Genomic DNA, 16,494 nt, shown 5'->3' with positions numbered 1-16,494 from the left:
AACTGCCGATCCCCGCTTGATATCTGCAACTTCATGCCAACATCGCTAGGCTATGGGGGCTGAAAAGTCGATATTGATCACCTTGCCGGCCACGGCGGCCGGCCAGCGTCTGGACAAGGCGCTGGCCGAAGCCGTGCCGCTGTACAGCCGTGAGCGCCTGAAGAACCTGGTGCAGGGCGGACGGCTCACTGGCCCGGCTGGGGTGATCTGGGATCCGGCCACCAAGATGAAAGGCGGCGAGGCGCTCACGCTGGACGTGCCCGAAGCCCGCCCATCGGATACAGTCGCTCAGGATATCCCGCTCGCCATCGTGCATGAAGACGATCATCTGCTGGTGGTGAACAAGCCGGCCGGTCTGGTCGTGCATCCGGCCGCCGGCAATTACGATGGCACCATGGTCAACGCGCTGCTGCACCATTGCGCCGGGCGGCTTTCGGGCATCGGCGGGGTGGCGCGGCCGGGCATCGTCCACCGCATCGACAAGGACACATCGGGGCTGCTGGTTGTCGCCAAGACGGACAAGGCCCACGAAGGACTCGCCGCGCAATTCGCCCGCCATGATGTCGATCGCCGGTACACCGCTGTCGTTGGTGGCGTGCCGGTGCCGCCCGCCGGCCGCATCGAAGGTGCGCTGGCGCGCAGCACGACCAACCGCCAGAAGATGGCCATCGTGAAGGATGGCCGCGGCAAGCATGCCATCACCCATTTCCGTACCGTGGCGGCCTTTGACGGCGCAGCGCAAGTGGAATGCCGGCTGGAAACGGGCCGCACTCACCAGATTCGCGTTCACATGGCGTCCATCGGCCATGCGTTATTGGGTGATGCCGTGTACGGACGCACGCCCGGCAAGCTGGCGCCTCTGCTGAAGGATCTGGCCTTTGAGCGACAAGCCCTGCACGCCGCGACACTGGGGTTTGTGCATCCCGTGACCCAAGAAAAGCTTTGTTTCGAAAGCCCCCTGCCAGCCGATATGGTGGCGTTGATCGGTCGCCTGAATGGGACCGGACTGGAGTGACACGATGACTTCAAATCTTCCCGCCGTGAAGCAGACGAGCATCCCGGCCCTGGGTTCGGAAGCCGGGCTGAACCGCTATCTGGCCGAAATCCGCAAGTTCCCGCTGCTGGCGCCGGAACAGGAGTATATGCTGGCCAAGCGCTGGGCCGAACATCAGGATCCGGCGGCTGCCACCAAGCTGGTGACCAGCCACCTGCGGCTCGTTGCGCGCATTGCCATGGGCTACCGCGGCTATGGCCTGCCGGTGAATGAACTGATCGCCGAGGGCAATATCGGCCTGATGCAGGGCGTGCGCAAATTTGATGCCGAAAAGGGCTTTCGGCTGGCCACCTATGCCATGTGGTGGATCAAGGCGGCGATCCAGGAATATATCCTGCGGTCGTGGTCGCTGGTGAAGATCGGCACCACCGCGGCCCAGAAGAAGCTGTTTTTCAACCTGCGCCGCCTGAAGGGCAAGATCGGCGCGGTGGAAGACGGCGATTTGCGCCCCGAACAGGTCGAACATATCGCCACCACGCTGGGCGTGAATGAAGACGAAGTCGTGTCGATGAACCGGCGCATGGGCCATGGCGGCGACGCCAGCCTCAACACGCCGCTGCGCGAGGAAGGCGAAGGCCAGTGGCAGGATTGGCTGGCCGATGATGGCCCGTTGGCCGACGAACTGCTGGCCGACAGCGAAGAGCGTGATCAGCGCCACACGCTGCTGGTAACGGCGATGGCGAGCCTGAACGAGCGCGAGCGCGACATTCTCACCCAGCGCCGCCTGATCGACGAACCGGAAACGCTGGAGGAGCTCAGCCAGCGTTACACCATCAGCCGCGAACGCGTGCGCCAGATCGAGGTGCGCGCCTTTGAAAAGCTGGCAAAGGCCATGCAGGAAGCTGCGGCCGAACAGCGGTTGCTGCCGGAGCAAGTCTAACACATTGACGGCCGCGCCCGACTGGCGGCAGATGCAGCCATGATCGGGCGCGCCATCGGATTTCTTGTCAGCTGGTTCTTCCGGGTGCTCGGCGCTGTTTTCGTGCTCAGCCTGATCTGGGTGATCGCCTATCGCTTCCTGCCGCCGCCGATGACCTGGATGATGGCGCGTGATTCCGTGGATGGCCGGAAGGTGCAATATGCGTGGGTGCCCCTCACTGCCATGTCACGCAGCCTGCCGCGCGCCGTGATCGGGGCGGAAGATGCCAATTTCTGCTATCACCACGGCATTGATTTTGAAGCCGTGAAGGCTGCGGCGCAGGCCAACTACCAGGGCCGCAAGCTGCGCGGCGGTTCCACCATCAGCCAGCAGACCGCCAAGAACGCCTTTCTGTGGCCGGAACGATCCTATGTGAGGAAGGGCCTGGAAGCCTATTTCACCGGCCTCATCGAGATCTTCTGGGGCAAGCCGCGCATCATGGAAGTCTATCTCAACATCGTCGAGATGGGCCCCGGCATCTACGGCATGCCGGCGGCCTCAAAGCATTATTTCGGCACCACGGTCGATCGCCTCAGCCCCAAACAAGCTGCCCGTTTGACCGCCATCCTGCCGCAGCCGATCAAGCGCAGTGTGGCCAAGCCATCGAAAAGCGTGCGCCGTTATGCCCGCCGCATCGAACGGCGGGTGAAGGTGGTGCGCGACGAGGGGATCGATTCCTGCCTGTGGAATTGACGGGCCGAGCGTGACCATGACCCCGGCGAAAGCCGGGGCCACGCACTACCGCAGGTGCGCGTCACCTCATGCCGTCGGCACCACCAGATATTTCTGCCCCGTCGCGCGGCGATACCAGCCGGCAACGGCTTCGGGTTCCAGCATGCCTTCAAGGCTCACCTTGTGGCTGTAATGGCTGGCGAAAGTGGTTGTCAGCTCATCGGCAACGCGCTGCTTCAGGCGGGCAAAGGTACCGGGGCCGAAGGTACGCATGCGCGGGAACAGCAGCCAGCCGCCCATCGCCCAGGCCATGCCGAACCCGCGCCCGAAGCTGGTCGGTGCCATGTCGAGCCCGCCATAGATATAGACCTGCTTCAGCACCTCCGAGCCATAGCGGCTGTAGCCACCGGCACGCGCGTTGACTGCAGCTTCCATCGCAGTGAGGATCTGCCCGGCCAGCTGGCCACCGCCGATGGCATCAAAGGCCAGGGTTGCGCCGGTTTCGGTGCAGGCCGCCACCAGTTGCGCCATGAAATCGGCCGCAGTCGAATCGATCACGTGGGTGGCGCCGATGCCCTTCAGAATCGCCACCTGCTCGGCCGAGCGCACGATGTTGACCAGCGGCACGCCATCGGCCTTGCAGATTTTGACCAGCATCTGGCCGAGGTTGGACGCAGCGGCGGTGTGGATGATGGCGCTGTGACCTTCGGCGCGCATCGTCTCGACAAAACCCAGCGCTGTCAGCGGGTTGACGAAGCAGGACGCGCCCTGCTCGGCGGTCGCGCCTTCCGGCAGCAGCAACGCTTCATCGGCCTTCACCACGCGATATTCGGCGTAGGTCGCGCCGCCGATGATGGCGACCTTGCGGCCCAGCAGATGCTCGGCGCCCGCGCCGGCCGCCACCACGGTGCCGGCGCCTTCATTGCCGCACGGCATCGCCTGATCGGCGCGCGCTGCCATCGCCCGCATCAGCGCCGGCGGCACGGTGGCGCGAATGGCGCCTGGCGTGGCCTGCACCGTCGTCATGTCGGCCGCGCCGGTGAGCAGGCCGATGTCCGACGGATTGATCGGCGCTGCTTCGATGCGGATCTTGATCTCGCCGGCCCCAGCCTCCGGCTCCGGCACGTCGGCCAGCGCGAGGATGAGTTCACCGGCAGAGGTGATGGTTGATTGAAGCTGGCGCATGGACGTTGGTTCCTTGGTTGAAATCAGAAATCGGGCAGCTTGAAGCCCGGCGGCAATTGCATGCCGGCGGTCAGCCTGCCCATCTCGGTGCTGCCGGCCTGATCGGCCTTGGTCTTGGCGTCATTGAAGGCCGCCACGATCAGGTCTTCCAGCATTTCCTTGGAGTCAGCGGTCAGCAGCGAGGGATCGATGTTCAGCCCGCGCACGGCGCCGCGGGCGGTGGCGCGCACCGTCACGAGGCCGCCGCCGGACGCGCCTTCCACCTCGATCTGGTCGAGCTGGGCCTGGGCGCGGGCCATTTGTTCCTGCACGTTGCGGGCGGCGTTCATAAGTTCTTCAATGCTGGGCATGGTTCTTCTCAGGCCGTTTGTTTGAGGGGGGAGAGTTCTGCTTCGGGAAAGGCCGCCAATAGCGCAGCGACGGTGGGATCAGCACGCATCTGGGCTTCCAGCGTGGCGAGGCGGGCGAGTTCTGTTTCGCGCAAGCTGGGCTCGCCGCCTTCGCTCTGCCATTCGATCTGCCATTTCTGGCCCGTCCATTCCTCCAGGCTGCGCGCGATGGCCAGCGGCACGTCCTTGGGCAGGCCAGCAGCGGCCAGCGCCAGCCGGGGCGGGGCCCAGCTTACCAGCCGCACATCGTCGGTCAGATAATGCGCCAGACGCGCCTCGCTCTGGCGGCGGAACAGCGCAACCATCGCTTCGAAACTGGCGGGCATTTCGCCGGCCGGCGGCGCGCTCACCGGCGGTGCGGCGGGCAGAGCGGCGGTGGGTGCGCCAGATGGGGCAGGGGCGGTGGAGGATGGGGCAACAGCGGTCGCGCCCTGCTGCTGCAGCTGTTTCACCAGCGCGCCCGGATCGGGCAGATCGGCGGCATGGCATAGCCGCAGCAACGCCATTTCGGCAGCCTGCAGCGGCACAGGCGCCGATTGCACTTCCTCCAGGCCTTTCAGCAGCATCTGCCACAGCAGCGAAAGCCGCGGGAAGGTGAGCGCCTGTGCCCAGCCATCCAGCGCCGACTGTTCCTCGGCCGACAGCAGCGGATCGCGCCGCGGCGCCAGACGCTGGCGGGTGATGCCGTGCACCAGTCCCAGCAGCTCGCGGATCAGCTGCGCCGGATCCTGCCCCAGATCATATTGGCGGGCGACAGCGGCCATCACCTCGCCCACCCGGCCTTCCAGCACATGGCCAAACAGGGCGCGCACAGCGCCGCGGTCGGCCAGGCCCAGCATGTCGCGAACATGGTGGGCCGTGATGGTTTCGCCGCTATGGGCAATGGCCTGATCGAGGATGGAAAGGCCATCGCGCACGCTGCCTTCGGCGGCCCGCGCCACCAATGCCAGCGCGTCGGTTTCAAACTGCACCTGCTCCTGTTCCAGGATGCGGGCGAAATGCTCGGCCAGCGTTTCGGCCGAGACGCGCTTCAGGTCGAAGCGCTGGCAGCGTGACAGGATCGTGGCCGGCACCTTGTTCACCTCGGTGGTGGCCATGATGAATTTCACGCCCGGCGGCGGTTCCTCCAGCGTTTTCAGTAGCGCGTTGAACGCCGCCTTCGACAGCATGTGCACTTCGTCGATGATGTGGATCTTGTAGCGGGCGGAGACGGCGGCATAGCGCACGCCCTCGATGATCTCGCGGACATCATCGACACCGGTGTTCGATGCAGCGTCCATTTCCACCACGTCGATATGGCGGCCGGCCGCGATGGCAACGCAGGGCTCGCACAGCCCGCACGGATTGATGGTCGGGCCGCCGTTGCCATCAGGCCCAATGCAGTTCAGCGCCTTGGCAATGATGCGCGCCGTGGAGGTTTTGCCCACGCCGCGCACGCCGGTCAGCAGCCAGGCTTGCGCCAGCCGGCCACGCGCGATGGCGTTGCCCAAGGTCTGCACCATCGCTTGCTGGCCGAGCAGCGAATCAAAGGTGGCCGGGCGATATTTGCGCGCCAGCACGCGATAGGCCCCAGAGGCCGTTGGCGCCGGAGCGGTTGCCGGCAGTTCGAGGCCCGGAAAGGCGATATCGGATTCGTCTGACATTTGGCCTTGTCTTACCGCGCCGCGCCCCCTCCGTCACCTCTGCCCGTCACGCCAGCTTTGCGGGCTTGCACTTCGGCGCCACAGCCGCCATATGCGCGATGGGAGCTGGGCGGACAGGCCGCTCGCCAACCCGGTCAGGTCCGGAAGGAAGCAGCCGCAACGATTCCGGTCTGGGTCGTTCCCGGCTCCCACCCCATCAGCGCAGCCCGATCAGCGAACCGGCACGAGAATCGGCGTTTGCGCCGTGTTCGGCCCGGCCTGGCGCGGTGGCGCCACCAGCGCTTCGGCGGCGATCTTCGCTTTTTCCTCGGCGGTGAGCGGCGGCAAACGCGGCAGATCCGGCAGATCATAGGCCGTCATCATCTGGCCGGAACAGCTGTAGCTGGCGCCACCCTTCAGTTCGCCCGGCTTGAATGCCGCCTGCAGCGCCGGCTGGCTGGCCAGCGCGGCTTTCGCCTCGTCCGGGTGCCAGCTCCACGGCATGCCGAAATAGAAAGGGCCGCCATCAGCGCGCTTGGCCGCGATATAGGGCGTGACGTCACCGAAATAGACGACTTCGCCGGCATTCACCCTCAGGGTGACGCTATTGTAGCAGAAGCTGTTCATCACCATGCCGCCGGGGCCGGGCGCGGCGCCGTAGAGCACGTAATCGCCGGCCGAAACCAGCATCAGCCGATATTCCAGCGCCGCCTTGCGATCCTTGGATGAAACCTGGATCCAGTAGGTGTTGGTGTCGCCGTTCTTCTTGGCATCCTTGGGGCGGGCGATCATGTCGTGCCGGGCCGGATCATAACGGGCAAAGGCAATGGTGCCGGATTTGCCCGCGCTCCAACCATCGGGGCGGCGGAAAGCGACCAGCAGCGCGCCCTGGTGCGGCGCCATGGTAACCGGCAATTCAAGCGGCGTCGGCTTGGTGACGGACAATTGCGCGGTGGCCGGAGTGGCCAGCAGCGCGGCGAGGAAGATGGGCATCAGGCGCATCGGACAGGGCCTCTGATTCAGGGCTTGGGTGGCGGCGCGGCGGCCAGCGCAGGTGTGACGGCGAAATCATTGTTCCAGCGCGTCACCGATTTGCCTTCGGGATTCTCGGCGCCCAGCATGCGGTTGAACCAGGCTTCGCGTTCGGGATCCGGCATGGTGAGGAACAGCTTTTCCTGCGCGTCCGTCACTTCCACCACACGCCAGCCGCGATACATCAGGCAGGAACGGCGATTGGCGCGGCGGGTTTCGCCATCGGCAATGGCGCCGGCAATCAGCCCGCCGATCAGGCCGCCGGCAGCGGCAGCGGCGGGCGAGATGATGGCCGGATTATACACCACCACTGGCGACCCACCTGGCGTGCGGCTGCCGCGGGCGATCAGGCGGCATTCCTGCCAATCCTTGTCATAGTCGGCGCGGGTGGCACCGGGCTTGTTGTAATAGCGGCTGTCCTTCAGATCGCGGGCGCTGTCCTTGGCGATCTCTTCCGGGCTGTCGGCGCTGGCCGGCACCGGCGTATCGGTGGTTGTTGCGGCGGCAGTGGCAGGTGGTGGCGGTACAGCGGGCGGTTGGGCAGTATCAGCCGCCTGCAACAGCAGCGCGACAAGTAACGCAGACATCAAGCGGCTCCCCGTATTATCATTATGGGACGGTTTGCCAGCCTCAACGGCTGTTGTCGACCACGCTGCGCGGGATTTTCACGTCGAGACTGTGGATATCAGCGGTCAATTTCACCTGGCAAGCCAGCCGGCTCTGGCGGTTGGCGCCGGCGGCGAAATCCAGCATGTCTTCTTCTTCTTCGGCCGGCGGTGGCAATTTTTCGACATCGCCGCCAACCAGATAGACATGGCAGGTGGAGCAGGCCATCGCGCCTTCGCACGTGCCTTCCAGCGGCATGCCATGCGCCTGCGCCACATCGAGCAGGCGATCACCGGGTTTGCTTTCGGCGATAGCTTCCCGTGAGCCATCGGCGGAAATGAAGCGGATGCGGGCCATGCCAAGCAATGTGCCGTGATCAGCCGGCTTCTGCAAGTTTTTGCCGCACTGCAGCATTTATCAGGGTGGCGGCGGTTTCGATCTCGGCATTCGTGGTGAAACGGCCAAAGCCGAGCCGCAGTGAGGCCTTGGCCTGTGTCTCGGGCAAACCAAGCGCGGTGAGCACATGGCTGGCCCGCCCGGTCACCGCGGCGCAGGCTGAACCGGAAGAGATGGCAAGGCCTGGCAGGTGCGGGAGCAGCGGCACGGGGACGCCAGGGAACGACAGGTTGAGGTTGCCCGGCCAGCGCTGTTGCAGATCGCCGTTGATCTGGCTCTGCACGGTCAGCGCCGCCAGCAGTTGTTCACGCAGCATCAGGGCATGGGCGTGATCGGCGGCCATGCGGGTGGCGGCGATACGCGCTGATTCGCCCAGCCCGGCGATCAATGAAGTGGGCAGCGTGCCCGATCGGCCATCCTCCTGGCCACCGCCGTGCAGCAGCGGTGTGATCACGGTGAAAGGCCGGCGATAGAGCGCGCCGACACCCTTGGGGCCGTAGATCTTGTGGGCGGTGATGCTCATCAGATCGATGCCCATGGCGTCGACATCGATTGGCACCTTGCCGAACCCTTGCGCGGCATCAACGTGGAACACTGCGCCAACGCCGTGGGCCAAGGCAGAGATCGCGGCCAGATCCTGCACCACGCCAATCTCGTTGTTCACTGCCATCACCGAGACCAGCGCCACATCCTCGCCCAGCGCGCGTTCGAGATCGCCGAGGTCAACCACGCCATTCGCGCGCACCGGGACGATCGTGAGATGTGCGCCGATGCTGGCGAGATACTGGGCGGTTTCCAGCACGCTGCTGTGCTCCGTCGCCAGCGTCACGATGCGCCGCCGCGTCTGCCCTGGCGCGGTGAGCAGGCCCTTCAACGCCCAGTTGTTGCTTTCGGTGGCGCCGCTGGTGAAGGCGATGGTTTCGGCGGGCGCATTGATAAGGCCAGCGATCTGTTCGCGCGCCAGTTCAACTGCTGCCTTGGCCTTGTAGCCCCACAGATGCGCGCTGTGCGGATTGCCGAAGCCGTCCACCCCCCACGGCTCCATCGCGGCAGCCACGGCGGGATCAAGCGGCGTTGTCGCGCCATAATCAAGGTAAATCGGCATGTTCATGCCGCGCCCTTTCGGCCGAGGCGGGCCGCCATGGCAAGCCAGGCGGCGGCGAATGCGTCAATCTCGGCATCGGTTGTGGCCGGCGACAGGCTGACACGAATGGCCTCGCCCGCCGCTGGCCCAAGCCCCATCGCAGCGAGCACATGGCTGGATTTGACCTTGCCCGACGAACAGGCCGCGCCGGCGGAGACCATGAAGCCGTCCAGATCGAGCATCATCACCTGCGTTGATGCCGCCACGCCGCCCAAGCCAATGCTGCTGATAGTGGGCAGGCGCGGCGCGGCCTCGCCGTGAATGAGGGCACCGCCGGCTTTCAACCGTGTTTCCAGCGCGATCCGCCGGGCAGCAACGGCAGTCCAGTCGTGCGATTCTGCTACCGCTGCCGCAAAGCCCGCGATGCCGGGCAGATTGGGCGTGCCGCCGCGATGCCCGCGTTCCTGCCCGCCGCCGCGCTGGATGGCGATCAGGCTTTCGGGATCGCGCACGATCAGCGCACCAACACCGGGCGGGCCGCCAAGTTTATGGGCCGAAAGTGCGATGAAATCCGCATCAGGCAGTGCCATCTTGCCCGCCGCTTGCACCGCATCCACCAGCAGAAGTCCGCCGGCTTCCCGCACCAGCGCCGCGACCTTCTCCAGCGGCTGGATCACCCCGGTCTCATTATTCGCCGCCTGCACCGCCACCAGTGCCGGGCAATCCTTTAGCGCCGCCGCCAGCGCCGCCAGATCGATCAGGCCGTCGCCGTCGACCGGCAGCAGCTGCGCATGATCGCGCGCCTGCAACACCGCGCTGTGCTCGGTCGCGCCCACCAGCAATCGCGGCCGAACCGGGCCGCTCAAGCGCGCACCATTCGCAGCCAGCGCAATCGCTTCGGTACCGCCGCTGGTGAAGACGATATTCTCTGCCGCCACCCCGGCAAAGTGCGCCACGGCATCGCGCGCGCTTTCCAGCAGTGCGTTGGCCGCACGGCCGCCGCCATGCACGCTGGACGGATTGCCGGTCAGCCCCAGCGCCTTCACGACAGCCGCACGTGCGGCATCGCTCACCGGCGTGGTGGCGGCATGATCGAGATAGATTCGGCTTTTCATTGCAACTCGGCCTCTGCAGGCCATATAGGGCGCAACAGCCGCCTTGCACCAGAATTGGGAGCAGCATGCCCGAAGTCATTCTTACCGGCCCTGAAGGGCGTCTCGAAGGCCGTTACCAGCCGGGCGCCGGCCCGCGTGCGCCGGTCGCTATCCTGCTGCAGCCGCATCCGGCACAGGGCACGATGAACCACCCGATCGTGCTGGCGCTTTACCAGAGCTTCGTGCGCCGCGGCTTTGCGACGCTGCGCTTCAACTTCCGCGGTGTCGGGCGCAGCCAGGGCACGTTCGACAATGGCATTGGCGAATTGTCTGATGCCGCCTCCGCGCTCGATTGGCTGCAGCAGTTCAACCCGGAAGCCCACACCACCTGGGTGGGCGGCTTTTCTTTCGGCGCCTGGATCGGCATGCAGCTGCTGATGCGCCGGCCGGAGATCAAGGGCTTCATCTCGATCGCGCCGCCGGCCAACATGTATGATTTCACCTTCCTAGCGCCGTGCCCGTCGAGCGGGATCATCGTGGACGGCGAAAACGACGAAGTGGTGCCGCCATCTGCCGTGCTCAAGCTGGTGGACAAGCTGAAGACGCAGCGCCACATCACCATCCATCACAGCACCATCCCCGGCGCCAACCACTTCTTCCAGAACGAAATGGACCTGCTGATGGGCGAGGTGGATGGCTACCTGGACATGCGGCTGGCCAACGGCGGGCGTTAAGCCACCCGCCCGCCGGTCATTGCCACTGGCACTCCGGTCGTCTCCGGCCAGCTGAGCGGCTTGCCATCCAGCACACGCACGGCCAGCCACGCGAACGCCTCGGCCTCCAGCGCATCGCCGTTCCAGCCGACGGCCTCCACCGCATCGCAGGGCGCGACGCAACGCTGTGCGAGTTCGGCCATCAGCACTGGGTTGAGCCGCCCGCCGCCCGTCACCAGCAGACGGCCGATCGGCGGCACGTGGGTGAGGGCAAGGCGCACCGTCTCGGCCGTGAACGCCGTCAAAGTGGCCGCGCCGTCGCCGGGTGAGAGGCCGCGCAAGGCGCCGATATCCCAGGCGTTGCGGTCCAGCGATTTGGGCGGGGCCGCATCGAACCACGGATTATCGCACAAGGTTTGCAGCACATTGTCGTGGCACATGCCGCTGGCCGCGACCTTGCCGTCTTCGTCGTAACTGCGGCCAGTGTGGGCGCGCACCCAATCATCGATCAGCGCATTGCCGGGGCCAGTGTCGAAACTGCCCCAACTGCCGTCCGCTGCAAACCAGGTGAGATTGCCAACCCCGCCCAGGTTGAGCACGCCCAGCGGCCTTCCCAGCTCCTCCGATCGCGCCCGGTGATAGCCCGGCGCCAGCGGCGCACCCTGGCCGCCGGCGGCGACATCGGCGCTGCGGAAATCAAAGGCGACAGGGATGCGCGTCGCGGCCTTCAGCGTCGCGCCGCAGCCGATCTGCCAGGTCCACTTGCGGTCGGGCCGGTGCGCGATGGTCTGGCCGTGAAAGCCGATCACCGCCACATCATCGCGCCGCGTGTGGGTGGCAGCGAGCAGGCGGTGCACGGCCATGGCGTGCAGGCCAGTTGATTCCTGTTCCACCGCGTCGATCAACGCATCGCGGGCCGGGGCGTGCATTTCCAGCGCGCGAGCCATGGCGGCGCGCAGGCGCGGGCGGAAATCCGGTTCATAGGGGAAAAACATGAAGGCGATAGGGTTCACCACGCCTTCGCCATCGGTTTCCACCAGCGCGGCATCGATACCGTCCATCGAGGTTCCGGACATCAGGCCGATGGCAAGTCTTGTCGTCATCGCGCTACGCTAGCGCAGCCGATGCCGGCTGGCCATGCCCGCAATCGCTGCCTATGAAGCCCGCGATGCGCCCCGTTCTCGCTCTCTGCCTGTTGCTGGCCAGCCCGGCCGCTGCCAATCCGCTGTCGGCTCTGGTCGCCGGCATAGAGCCCCGCGCGCCGCAGCTTTCGGGCGTCGTCGGCGTGGTGGCCGACAAGAACAGCGTCATCCGCGCCGAAGCCCATGGCCTTGCCGATATCGCCGCTGGCCGCCCGCTCCAGACCGACAGCGTGATCCGCGTCGCCTCCATCTCCAAACTCGTCGCCGCCATCGCGGTGTGGCGGCTGGTGGAGCAGGGCAAGCTCGATCTCGATCGAGACGTGAGCCTGTACCTCGGCTGGCAACTGCGCCACCCCGCCCACCCGGCAACGCCGGTCACGCTGCGCCAGCTGCTGTCGCATACCAGTGGTATCGTCGATGGGCCGGGCTATGGCTTTGCGCTGGAAGAAAAGCTGCAGGACAAGCTCACCCCGCAGCATTGGGGCGCGGGCGCGCCGGGCAAGCGATTCGAATATGCCAATCTCAATTACGGCCTTATCGCCACGGTGATGGAAAAGGCCACGGGCGAACGCTTTGACCGGTTGATGACCCGGCTGGTGCTGGCGCCGCTGAAGATCGACGCCGGCTACAACTGGCAGGGCGCGTCGGATGCTGCCATCACCCGCGCCGCCGTGCTCTACCGCAAGGGCCGGGATGAAACGGCCTGGAACCCGGCCGGGCCGTGGGTGCCGCAGGTTGATGACCTGAAAGGCCTGCGCACACATTGTCCGGTGCGCGCCAATGCGGCCTGCGATCTGGCGGCCTACAATCCCGGCAGCAACGGCACGATTTTCTCGCCGCAGGGTGGCCTCAGGATCAGCATCCCCGATCTCGCCCGCATCGGTCAGTTGCTGTTGCGTGGCGGCGAACTTGGCGGCGTGCGGCTGCTGAAACCCGCCACGGTCAACGCCATGTTCACCCCGGTCTGGCAGGCCGGCGGGGCGGTGCCCGGCGATGATTATCACGGCCAGATGCTGTGCTACGGTGCCGGCCCGCACTGCCTCAGTGGCCGTGCCGGGGCGACCGATCAGCCGGTGAAGGGCGCGCGCTGGTGGGGCCATCTGGGCGAAGCCTATGGCCTGCTCGCCGGTCTGTGGGTTGATCAAAGGCGCGGCCGTGTGTTTGCCTATGCGCTCACCGGCAGCAGCGATGATCCCTTCAAATCGCCCCATGTCGCCTCCAGTTTCAGCGCGGCGGAAGGCATCATCATGGCGGAACTGGCACGATGACCTGCCAAATAATGGCCGCGCTGCAATGCCTGTGTCACCGTTTGCCGGCCATGGTGGCCAAAGGAGGATTCGTATGATCGGTTACGCCCTTTTCGGCAGCAATGATCTGCCGCGCAGCTTTGCCTTTTACGATGCGCTGTTCGCCAGTGTTGGCATCAGCCGCCTGATGGAATTCCCCACCGGCGCCGTGTGCTGGGGCACCAGCTGGACAGCCCCAATGCTGGGCGTTGGCCCGGCCTATGATGGCCAGCCCGCCACTGCCGGCAACGGCACCATGATCGCGCTGGTGCTGGACACGCGGGCCAAGGTCGATGCCATGCACGCCGCCGCGCTGGCCGCCGGCGCTGCCGATGAAGGCGCCCCCGGCGTGCGTGGCGAGGAAGGCCCGCAGGCGTTCTACGGCGCCTATTTCCGCGATCCCGATGGCAACAAATTGTGCGCCTTCCGCGTGGGGCCTGCCTGATCGGATGGATCCACTGTCGATCATTGCCGATGAACTGAAGCAGCGCGACCGGGAGCGATGGCTGGCCTGCCTCTATGCGGCAGCGCCGGCCCGCCCTGGCCTGGTCGCGCTGCTGGCCCTTGACGCGGAACTGGCGCAGCTGGTGGCCACCACCACGGAGCCCCTGCTGGGCGAGATTCGTCTCGCCTGGTGGCGCGATCGGCTGATCGAGCTCGATACGCAGCCTGCCCCGGCGCAGCCGCTGTTGCAGGCGCTGCAGGCTCGCACGCTGCCGCGGCTTTCGGGTTCGGATCTGGCTGGTCTGGAAGATGGCTGGCTGGCCCGGCTGAACGGCGATGCGGCCGGCAGTGCGAGTGGTTGCGTGCGCCTGTTCACCCTGGCTGCGCGGCTGCTCGGCGCCGATCCGGCCGAGGGTGAGTATCTGGGCCGGGCGCTGGCGCTGGCGCAAAGCCCGCCCGACCGCACATCGGTGCTGCTGCGCCCGCTGCGCGCCCTATTAGAATTGAAGGCACGCGATGCCGCCCATGCCGCCGCCGGCCGCCCGCTCGAACCGCGCGGCACGCTGGCCCGGCAGGCGTTAATGTTCAAGGTGGTTGCACTGGGGCGCTGAGGCAGCGTATCGCTCGGCATTCAGGGTCTTGGCGATGGTGGGAGCAGTGAAGTGCGCCGCATCCTTGGCTTTGTCGTGGCTCTGGTTGGCCTGCTGGGCGCCGGCCTGATCATCTGGCGCGCGCCGCCTGTCACCCAGTCCGCTGCCGCCTTGGCCAGTGCTGATCCGCCGGCGACAGACGCGGCCGCAGCGCCGCTGGAGGCGCCGAATTCCCCCCTGTCCGACGCCGAGCGCGAAGCCCGCCGGCTGCGCCGCTACGACAAGGACAAGGATGGCAATGTGAATCGCGGCGAATTTCTCGCCAATCGGCGCAAGAGCTTTGAGCGGGCTGACCGCAACAAGGATGGCCGGCTGGATTTCGAGGAATTCGCCGTCGCCACTTCGATCAAATTTACCCGCGCCGATCGCAATGCCGATGGTGCGCTTACCCCCCGCGAATTTGCGACCACGGCGATGAAACGCAAGCCGAAAGCCGCCTGCGTCTGCCCGCCGCCGGGCGAGGAATGAGGCTCAGGCCACTTGCATCCAGTTGGCGAGATCAGCCCGCGCCCGCGACACCAGGGCCGGCTTGCGCTGATCCTTCTTCACTGCCGTCTCCAGCGCAGGGAACAGGCCGAAATTGACGTTCATCGGCTGGAAGGTCGCGGCTTCGGCGCCGCCAGTAATGTGGTGGAGCAGGGCGCCCAGCGCCGTTGTCGCCGGCGGCGGCACCGGTTCGCGGCCCTGTCGTTCGGCAATGGCGAAACGCGCTGCCATCAGGCCAACCGCGGCGCTTTCAACATAGCCTTCGCAGCCGGTGATCTGGCCGGCAAAACGGATTCCGGGCCGCAGTTTTAGGCGCAGGGTCTCATCCAGAAGCACCGGCGATTTGATGAAGGTGTTGCGGTGCAGGCCGCCCAGCCGGGCAAACTGGGCATTCTCAAGCCCCGGAATCATGCGGAACACCCGCACCTGTTCGGCATGCTTCATCTTGGTCTGGAACCCGACCATGTTCCACAAGCTGCCCAGGGCATTGTCCTGCCGCAGTTGCACCACCGCCCAGGCGCGTCGGCCAGTGGCGGGGTTTGTCAGGCCCACCGGCTTCATAGGGCCGAACCGCGGCGTATTGCGGCCACGTTCGGCCATCACCTCGATCGGCATGCAGCCGTCGAAATAAGGGGTGTTGGCCTCCCACTCCTTGAAGCTGGCCATTTCAGCGGCCAGCATCGCATCGATGAAGGCCTCATACTGTTCCTTGTCCATCGGGCAGTTGAGGTAATCCTTCTGGCCACCTTTGTCCCAACGGCTCTGAAACCAGGCGGTTTCCAGGTTGATGGACTCAAAATGGATCACCGGCGCAATGGCGTCGAAAAACGCCAGCGCATCCTGCCCGGTCAGATCGCGGATGGCCTCGGCCAACGGAGTCGCGGTCAACGGCCCGGTGGCGATGATCACGCTGTCCCAGTCTTCCGGCGGCAGGCCGGCAATCATCTCGCGCACGATTGTCACGTTGGGGTGAGCTGCCAGCGTTGCGGTCACGCCATCTGAAAAAACGTCCCGGTCCACAGCGAGTGCCGATCCGGCCGGTACGCGCGCCTTGTCGGCCTCGCGCATGATGATGCTGCCCAGCGCCCGCATTTCCTGATGGATCAGGCCCACGGCATTGTTGTCGGGATCATCGCTGCGGAAGCTGTTGGAGCAGACCAGTTCGGCCAACCCGTCAGTCTTGTGCGCGTCGGTACCATGCGGCCCGCGCATTTCGTGGAGGATGACGGGAATGCCGGCTTCGGCAATTTGCCATGCGGCTTCCGATCCTGCGAGGCCGCCGCCGATGATGTGAACAGGCTTGGTCATGGCCTGCCCTATGCGGCAGGCCGCCGCGATTATCCAGCGTCGTCGGCGCCGCGCGCCCATCGACGGGCGGCGTCCAGCGCCGCTTCCGGGAAGCAGCGCAATTCGGCCGGATAGAAGGGCGCAAACAGGCGCACGAGCGGGCCGACCCAGCCGCTGTCTGACACCACCGCGGCGCGGTGCAGGAAGTCGCGGTGATGAAGATGAAAGACGATGTCGCGCCACCAGACTTCGGGCGCAATCGGCCCGATCCGCCGTACCACTTCCACGAAATCGATGCGGCGATGGCGGGTGAGCAACTGGTCCACCGCGGTGACAACCGCCTCGTAATCGGCGCGGGTGATGGCACCATCGACCACCACCTCGATGAAGCCGGCATCATCGTCGCAGGTCATGCTGAGCATCGCGATCCTCC

19 protein-coding genes and 1 other RNA gene are annotated in these 16,494 nt (G+C 65.9%); 9 read left to right on the top strand and 11 right to left on the bottom strand.

Annotated elements, in window-relative coordinates; genetic code table 11:
• Window positions 1-52 precede the first annotated feature (52 nt).
• Genes RT662_RS09755 through mtgA form a run of 3 tightly spaced genes read left to right on the top strand, consistent with a single transcriptional unit; the run spans window position 53 to window position 2,666 of the window.
• Window positions 53-1,015 carry an RluA family pseudouridine synthase gene (locus tag RT662_RS09755; RefSeq protein ID WP_313670517.1) on the top strand — a complete coding sequence of 321 codons (963 nt, stop codon included), beginning with the start codon at window positions 53-55 and terminating at the stop codon, window positions 1,013-1,015.
• Window positions 1,016-1,019: 4 nt separating this feature from the next.
• On the top strand, window positions 1,020-1,934 hold the full coding sequence (gene rpoH / locus RT662_RS09750) for an RNA polymerase sigma factor RpoH (RefSeq protein ID WP_313670516.1): 915 nt from the start codon (window positions 1,020-1,022) through the stop codon (window positions 1,932-1,934).
• Between the two features lie 39 nt (window positions 1,935-1,973).
• On the top strand, window positions 1,974-2,666 hold the full coding sequence (gene mtgA / locus RT662_RS09745) for a monofunctional biosynthetic peptidoglycan transglycosylase (protein WP_313670515.1): 693 nt from the start codon (window positions 1,974-1,976) through the stop codon (window positions 2,664-2,666).
• Between the two features lie 66 nt (window positions 2,667-2,732).
• Here mtgA and RT662_RS09740 read toward each other — a convergent pair whose 3' ends face one another.
• From RT662_RS09740 to RT662_RS09730, 3 genes are read right to left on the bottom strand one after another with little or no spacing between them, the layout of a single operon-like run.
• Window positions 2,733-3,830: a zinc-binding dehydrogenase gene (locus RT662_RS09740; protein ID WP_313670514.1), complete on the bottom strand. Its 1,098-nt coding sequence runs from the start codon at window positions 3,828-3,830 to the stop codon at window positions 2,733-2,735.
• Between the two features lie 23 nt (window positions 3,831-3,853).
• The gene (locus RT662_RS09735; RefSeq protein WP_313670513.1) at window positions 3,854-4,180 is read right to left on the bottom strand and encodes a YbaB/EbfC family nucleoid-associated protein; all 327 of its coding nucleotides are present in this window, start codon (window positions 4,178-4,180) and stop codon (window positions 3,854-3,856) included.
• 8 nt (window positions 4,181-4,188) lie between these two features.
• Entirely contained in the window at window positions 4,189-5,862 is a 1,674-nt protein-coding gene (locus RT662_RS09730) for a DNA polymerase III subunit gamma/tau (protein WP_313670512.1), read from the bottom strand.
• Between the two features lie 98 nt (window positions 5,863-5,960).
• Here RT662_RS09730 and ffs point away from each other — a divergent pair.
• Window positions 5,961-6,051, top strand: an RNA gene (ffs, locus tag RT662_RS09725) — signal recognition particle sRNA small type.
• A gap of 21 nt (window positions 6,052-6,072) precedes the next feature.
• Here ffs and RT662_RS09720 read toward each other — a convergent pair.
• The 5 genes from RT662_RS09720 to RT662_RS09700 are packed head-to-tail and all read right to left on the bottom strand — an operon-like array spanning window position 6,073 to window position 10,074.
• Complete coding sequence (locus tag RT662_RS09720; protein WP_313670511.1) at window positions 6,073-6,843, bottom strand: hypothetical protein; 771 nt, start codon at window positions 6,841-6,843, stop codon at window positions 6,073-6,075.
• Window positions 6,844-6,860: 17 nt separating this feature from the next.
• Window positions 6,861-7,460 carry a hypothetical protein gene (locus tag RT662_RS09715; protein WP_313670510.1) on the bottom strand — a complete coding sequence of 200 codons (600 nt, stop codon included), beginning with the start codon at window positions 7,458-7,460 and terminating at the stop codon, window positions 6,861-6,863.
• Window positions 7,461-7,503: 43 nt separating this feature from the next.
• Window positions 7,504-7,836 (bottom strand): 2Fe-2S iron-sulfur cluster-binding protein, encoded by a 333-nt coding sequence (locus tag RT662_RS09710; RefSeq protein ID WP_313670509.1) that lies wholly within the window; start codon window positions 7,834-7,836, stop codon window positions 7,504-7,506.
• Between the two features lie 19 nt (window positions 7,837-7,855).
• The gene (locus RT662_RS09705) at window positions 7,856-8,986 is read right to left on the bottom strand and encodes a cysteine desulfurase family protein (RefSeq protein ID WP_313670508.1); all 1,131 of its coding nucleotides are present in this window, start codon (window positions 8,984-8,986) and stop codon (window positions 7,856-7,858) included.
• Entirely contained in the window at window positions 8,983-10,074 is a 1,092-nt protein-coding gene (locus RT662_RS09700) for a cysteine desulfurase family protein (RefSeq protein WP_313670507.1), read from the bottom strand. Before RT662_RS09700 ends, RT662_RS09705 begins: the two co-directional genes overlap by 4 nt.
• Window positions 10,075-10,139: 65 nt before the next feature.
• On the opposite strand from RT662_RS09700, the gene RT662_RS09695 reads away from it, so the two are divergent.
• Entirely contained in the window at window positions 10,140-10,787 is a 648-nt protein-coding gene (locus RT662_RS09695) for an alpha/beta hydrolase (RefSeq protein ID WP_022680120.1), read from the top strand.
• Here the strand turns inward: RT662_RS09695 and RT662_RS09690 are convergent.
• Window positions 10,784-11,869 carry an anhydro-N-acetylmuramic acid kinase gene (locus RT662_RS09690; protein ID WP_313670506.1) on the bottom strand — a complete coding sequence of 362 codons (1,086 nt, stop codon included), beginning with the start codon at window positions 11,867-11,869 and terminating at the stop codon, window positions 10,784-10,786. The genes RT662_RS09695 and RT662_RS09690 overlap by 4 nt on opposite strands.
• Window positions 11,870-11,934: 65 nt before the next feature.
• On the opposite strand from RT662_RS09690, the gene RT662_RS09685 reads away from it, so the two are divergent.
• The 4 genes from RT662_RS09685 (at window position 11,935) to RT662_RS09670 (ending at window position 14,756) form a co-directional block, all read left to right on the top strand.
• The gene (locus RT662_RS09685) at window positions 11,935-13,176 is read left to right on the top strand and encodes a serine hydrolase domain-containing protein (protein WP_313670505.1); all 1,242 of its coding nucleotides are present in this window, start codon (window positions 11,935-11,937) and stop codon (window positions 13,174-13,176) included.
• A gap of 73 nt (window positions 13,177-13,249) precedes the next feature.
• On the top strand, window positions 13,250-13,639 hold the full coding sequence (locus RT662_RS09680) for a VOC family protein (RefSeq protein ID WP_022680117.1): 390 nt from the start codon (window positions 13,250-13,252) through the stop codon (window positions 13,637-13,639).
• Between the two features lie 4 nt (window positions 13,640-13,643).
• On the top strand, window positions 13,644-14,249 hold the full coding sequence (locus RT662_RS09675; protein ID WP_313670504.1) for a squalene/phytoene synthase family protein: 606 nt from the start codon (window positions 13,644-13,646) through the stop codon (window positions 14,247-14,249).
• Window positions 14,250-14,300: 51 nt separating this feature from the next.
• A complete protein-coding gene (locus RT662_RS09670; RefSeq protein WP_313670503.1) occupies window positions 14,301-14,756 on the top strand; it encodes a histidine kinase in 456 nt (151 codons plus the stop codon).
• A 3-nt stretch (window positions 14,757-14,759) separates the two neighbouring features.
• On the opposite strand, the gene trmFO is transcribed toward RT662_RS09670, so the two are convergent.
• A complete protein-coding gene (trmFO, locus tag RT662_RS09665) occupies window positions 14,760-16,082 on the bottom strand; it encodes a methylenetetrahydrofolate--tRNA-(uracil(54)-C(5))-methyltransferase (FADH(2)-oxidizing) TrmFO (RefSeq protein ID WP_313670502.1) in 1,323 nt (440 codons plus the stop codon).
• Between the two features lie 29 nt (window positions 16,083-16,111).
• Window positions 16,112-16,483, bottom strand: a complete 372-nt coding sequence (locus RT662_RS09660) for an STAS/SEC14 domain-containing protein (protein ID WP_313670501.1) — start codon at window positions 16,481-16,483, stop codon at window positions 16,112-16,114.
• Window positions 16,484-16,494: the final 11 nt, after the last annotated feature.

The organism is Sandarakinorhabdus sp., assembly GCF_032115815.1.
In the GTDB taxonomy this organism is placed as follows: Bacteria; Pseudomonadota; Alphaproteobacteria; order Sphingomonadales; family Sphingomonadaceae; genus Sandarakinorhabdus.
This window is presented reverse-complemented; position numbering and strand designations above follow the sequence as displayed.

What these genes read in the sequence shown, in the direction of transcription:
- RT662_RS09705 (WP_313670508.1), bottom strand. Translation starts at nt 8,986, where the DNA reads ATGAACATGCCGATTTACCTTGATTATGGCGCGACAACGCCGCTTGAT.
- RT662_RS09755 (WP_313670517.1), top strand. Translation starts at nt 53, where the DNA reads ATGGGGGCTGAAAAGTCGATATTGATCACCTTGCCGGCCACGGCGGCC.
- mtgA (WP_313670515.1), top strand. Translation starts at nt 1,974, where the DNA reads ATGATCGGGCGCGCCATCGGATTTCTTGTCAGCTGGTTCTTCCGGGTG.
- rpoH (WP_313670516.1), top strand. Translation starts at nt 1,020, where the DNA reads ATGACTTCAAATCTTCCCGCCGTGAAGCAGACGAGCATCCCGGCCCTG.
- trmFO (WP_313670502.1), bottom strand. Translation starts at nt 16,082, where the DNA reads ATGACCAAGCCTGTTCACATCATCGGCGGCGGCCTCGCAGGATCGGAA.
- RT662_RS09715 (WP_313670510.1), bottom strand. Translation starts at nt 7,460, where the DNA reads ATGTCTGCGTTACTTGTCGCGCTGCTGTTGCAGGCGGCTGATACTGCC.
- RT662_RS09700 (WP_313670507.1), bottom strand. Translation starts at nt 10,074, where the DNA reads ATGAAAAGCCGAATCTATCTCGATCATGCCGCCACCACGCCGGTGAGC.
- RT662_RS09720 (WP_313670511.1), bottom strand. Translation starts at nt 6,843, where the DNA reads ATGCGCCTGATGCCCATCTTCCTCGCCGCGCTGCTGGCCACTCCGGCC.
- RT662_RS09660 (WP_313670501.1), bottom strand. Translation starts at nt 16,483, where the DNA reads ATGCTCAGCATGACCTGCGACGATGATGCCGGCTTCATCGAGGTGGTG.
- RT662_RS09690 (WP_313670506.1), bottom strand. Translation starts at nt 11,869, where the DNA reads ATGACGACAAGACTTGCCATCGGCCTGATGTCCGGAACCTCGATGGAC.
- RT662_RS09710 (WP_313670509.1), bottom strand. Translation starts at nt 7,836, where the DNA reads ATGGCCCGCATCCGCTTCATTTCCGCCGATGGCTCACGGGAAGCTATC.
- RT662_RS09735 (WP_313670513.1), bottom strand. Translation starts at nt 4,180, where the DNA reads ATGCCCAGCATTGAAGAACTTATGAACGCCGCCCGCAACGTGCAGGAA.
- RT662_RS09680 (WP_022680117.1), top strand. Translation starts at nt 13,250, where the DNA reads ATGATCGGTTACGCCCTTTTCGGCAGCAATGATCTGCCGCGCAGCTTT.
- RT662_RS09685 (WP_313670505.1), top strand. Translation starts at nt 11,935, where the DNA reads ATGCGCCCCGTTCTCGCTCTCTGCCTGTTGCTGGCCAGCCCGGCCGCT.
- RT662_RS09740 (WP_313670514.1), bottom strand. Translation starts at nt 3,830, where the DNA reads ATGCGCCAGCTTCAATCAACCATCACCTCTGCCGGTGAACTCATCCTC.
- RT662_RS09675 (WP_313670504.1), top strand. Translation starts at nt 13,644, where the DNA reads ATGGATCCACTGTCGATCATTGCCGATGAACTGAAGCAGCGCGACCGG.
- RT662_RS09695 (WP_022680120.1), top strand. Translation starts at nt 10,140, where the DNA reads ATGCCCGAAGTCATTCTTACCGGCCCTGAAGGGCGTCTCGAAGGCCGT.
- RT662_RS09730 (WP_313670512.1), bottom strand. Translation starts at nt 5,862, where the DNA reads ATGTCAGACGAATCCGATATCGCCTTTCCGGGCCTCGAACTGCCGGCA.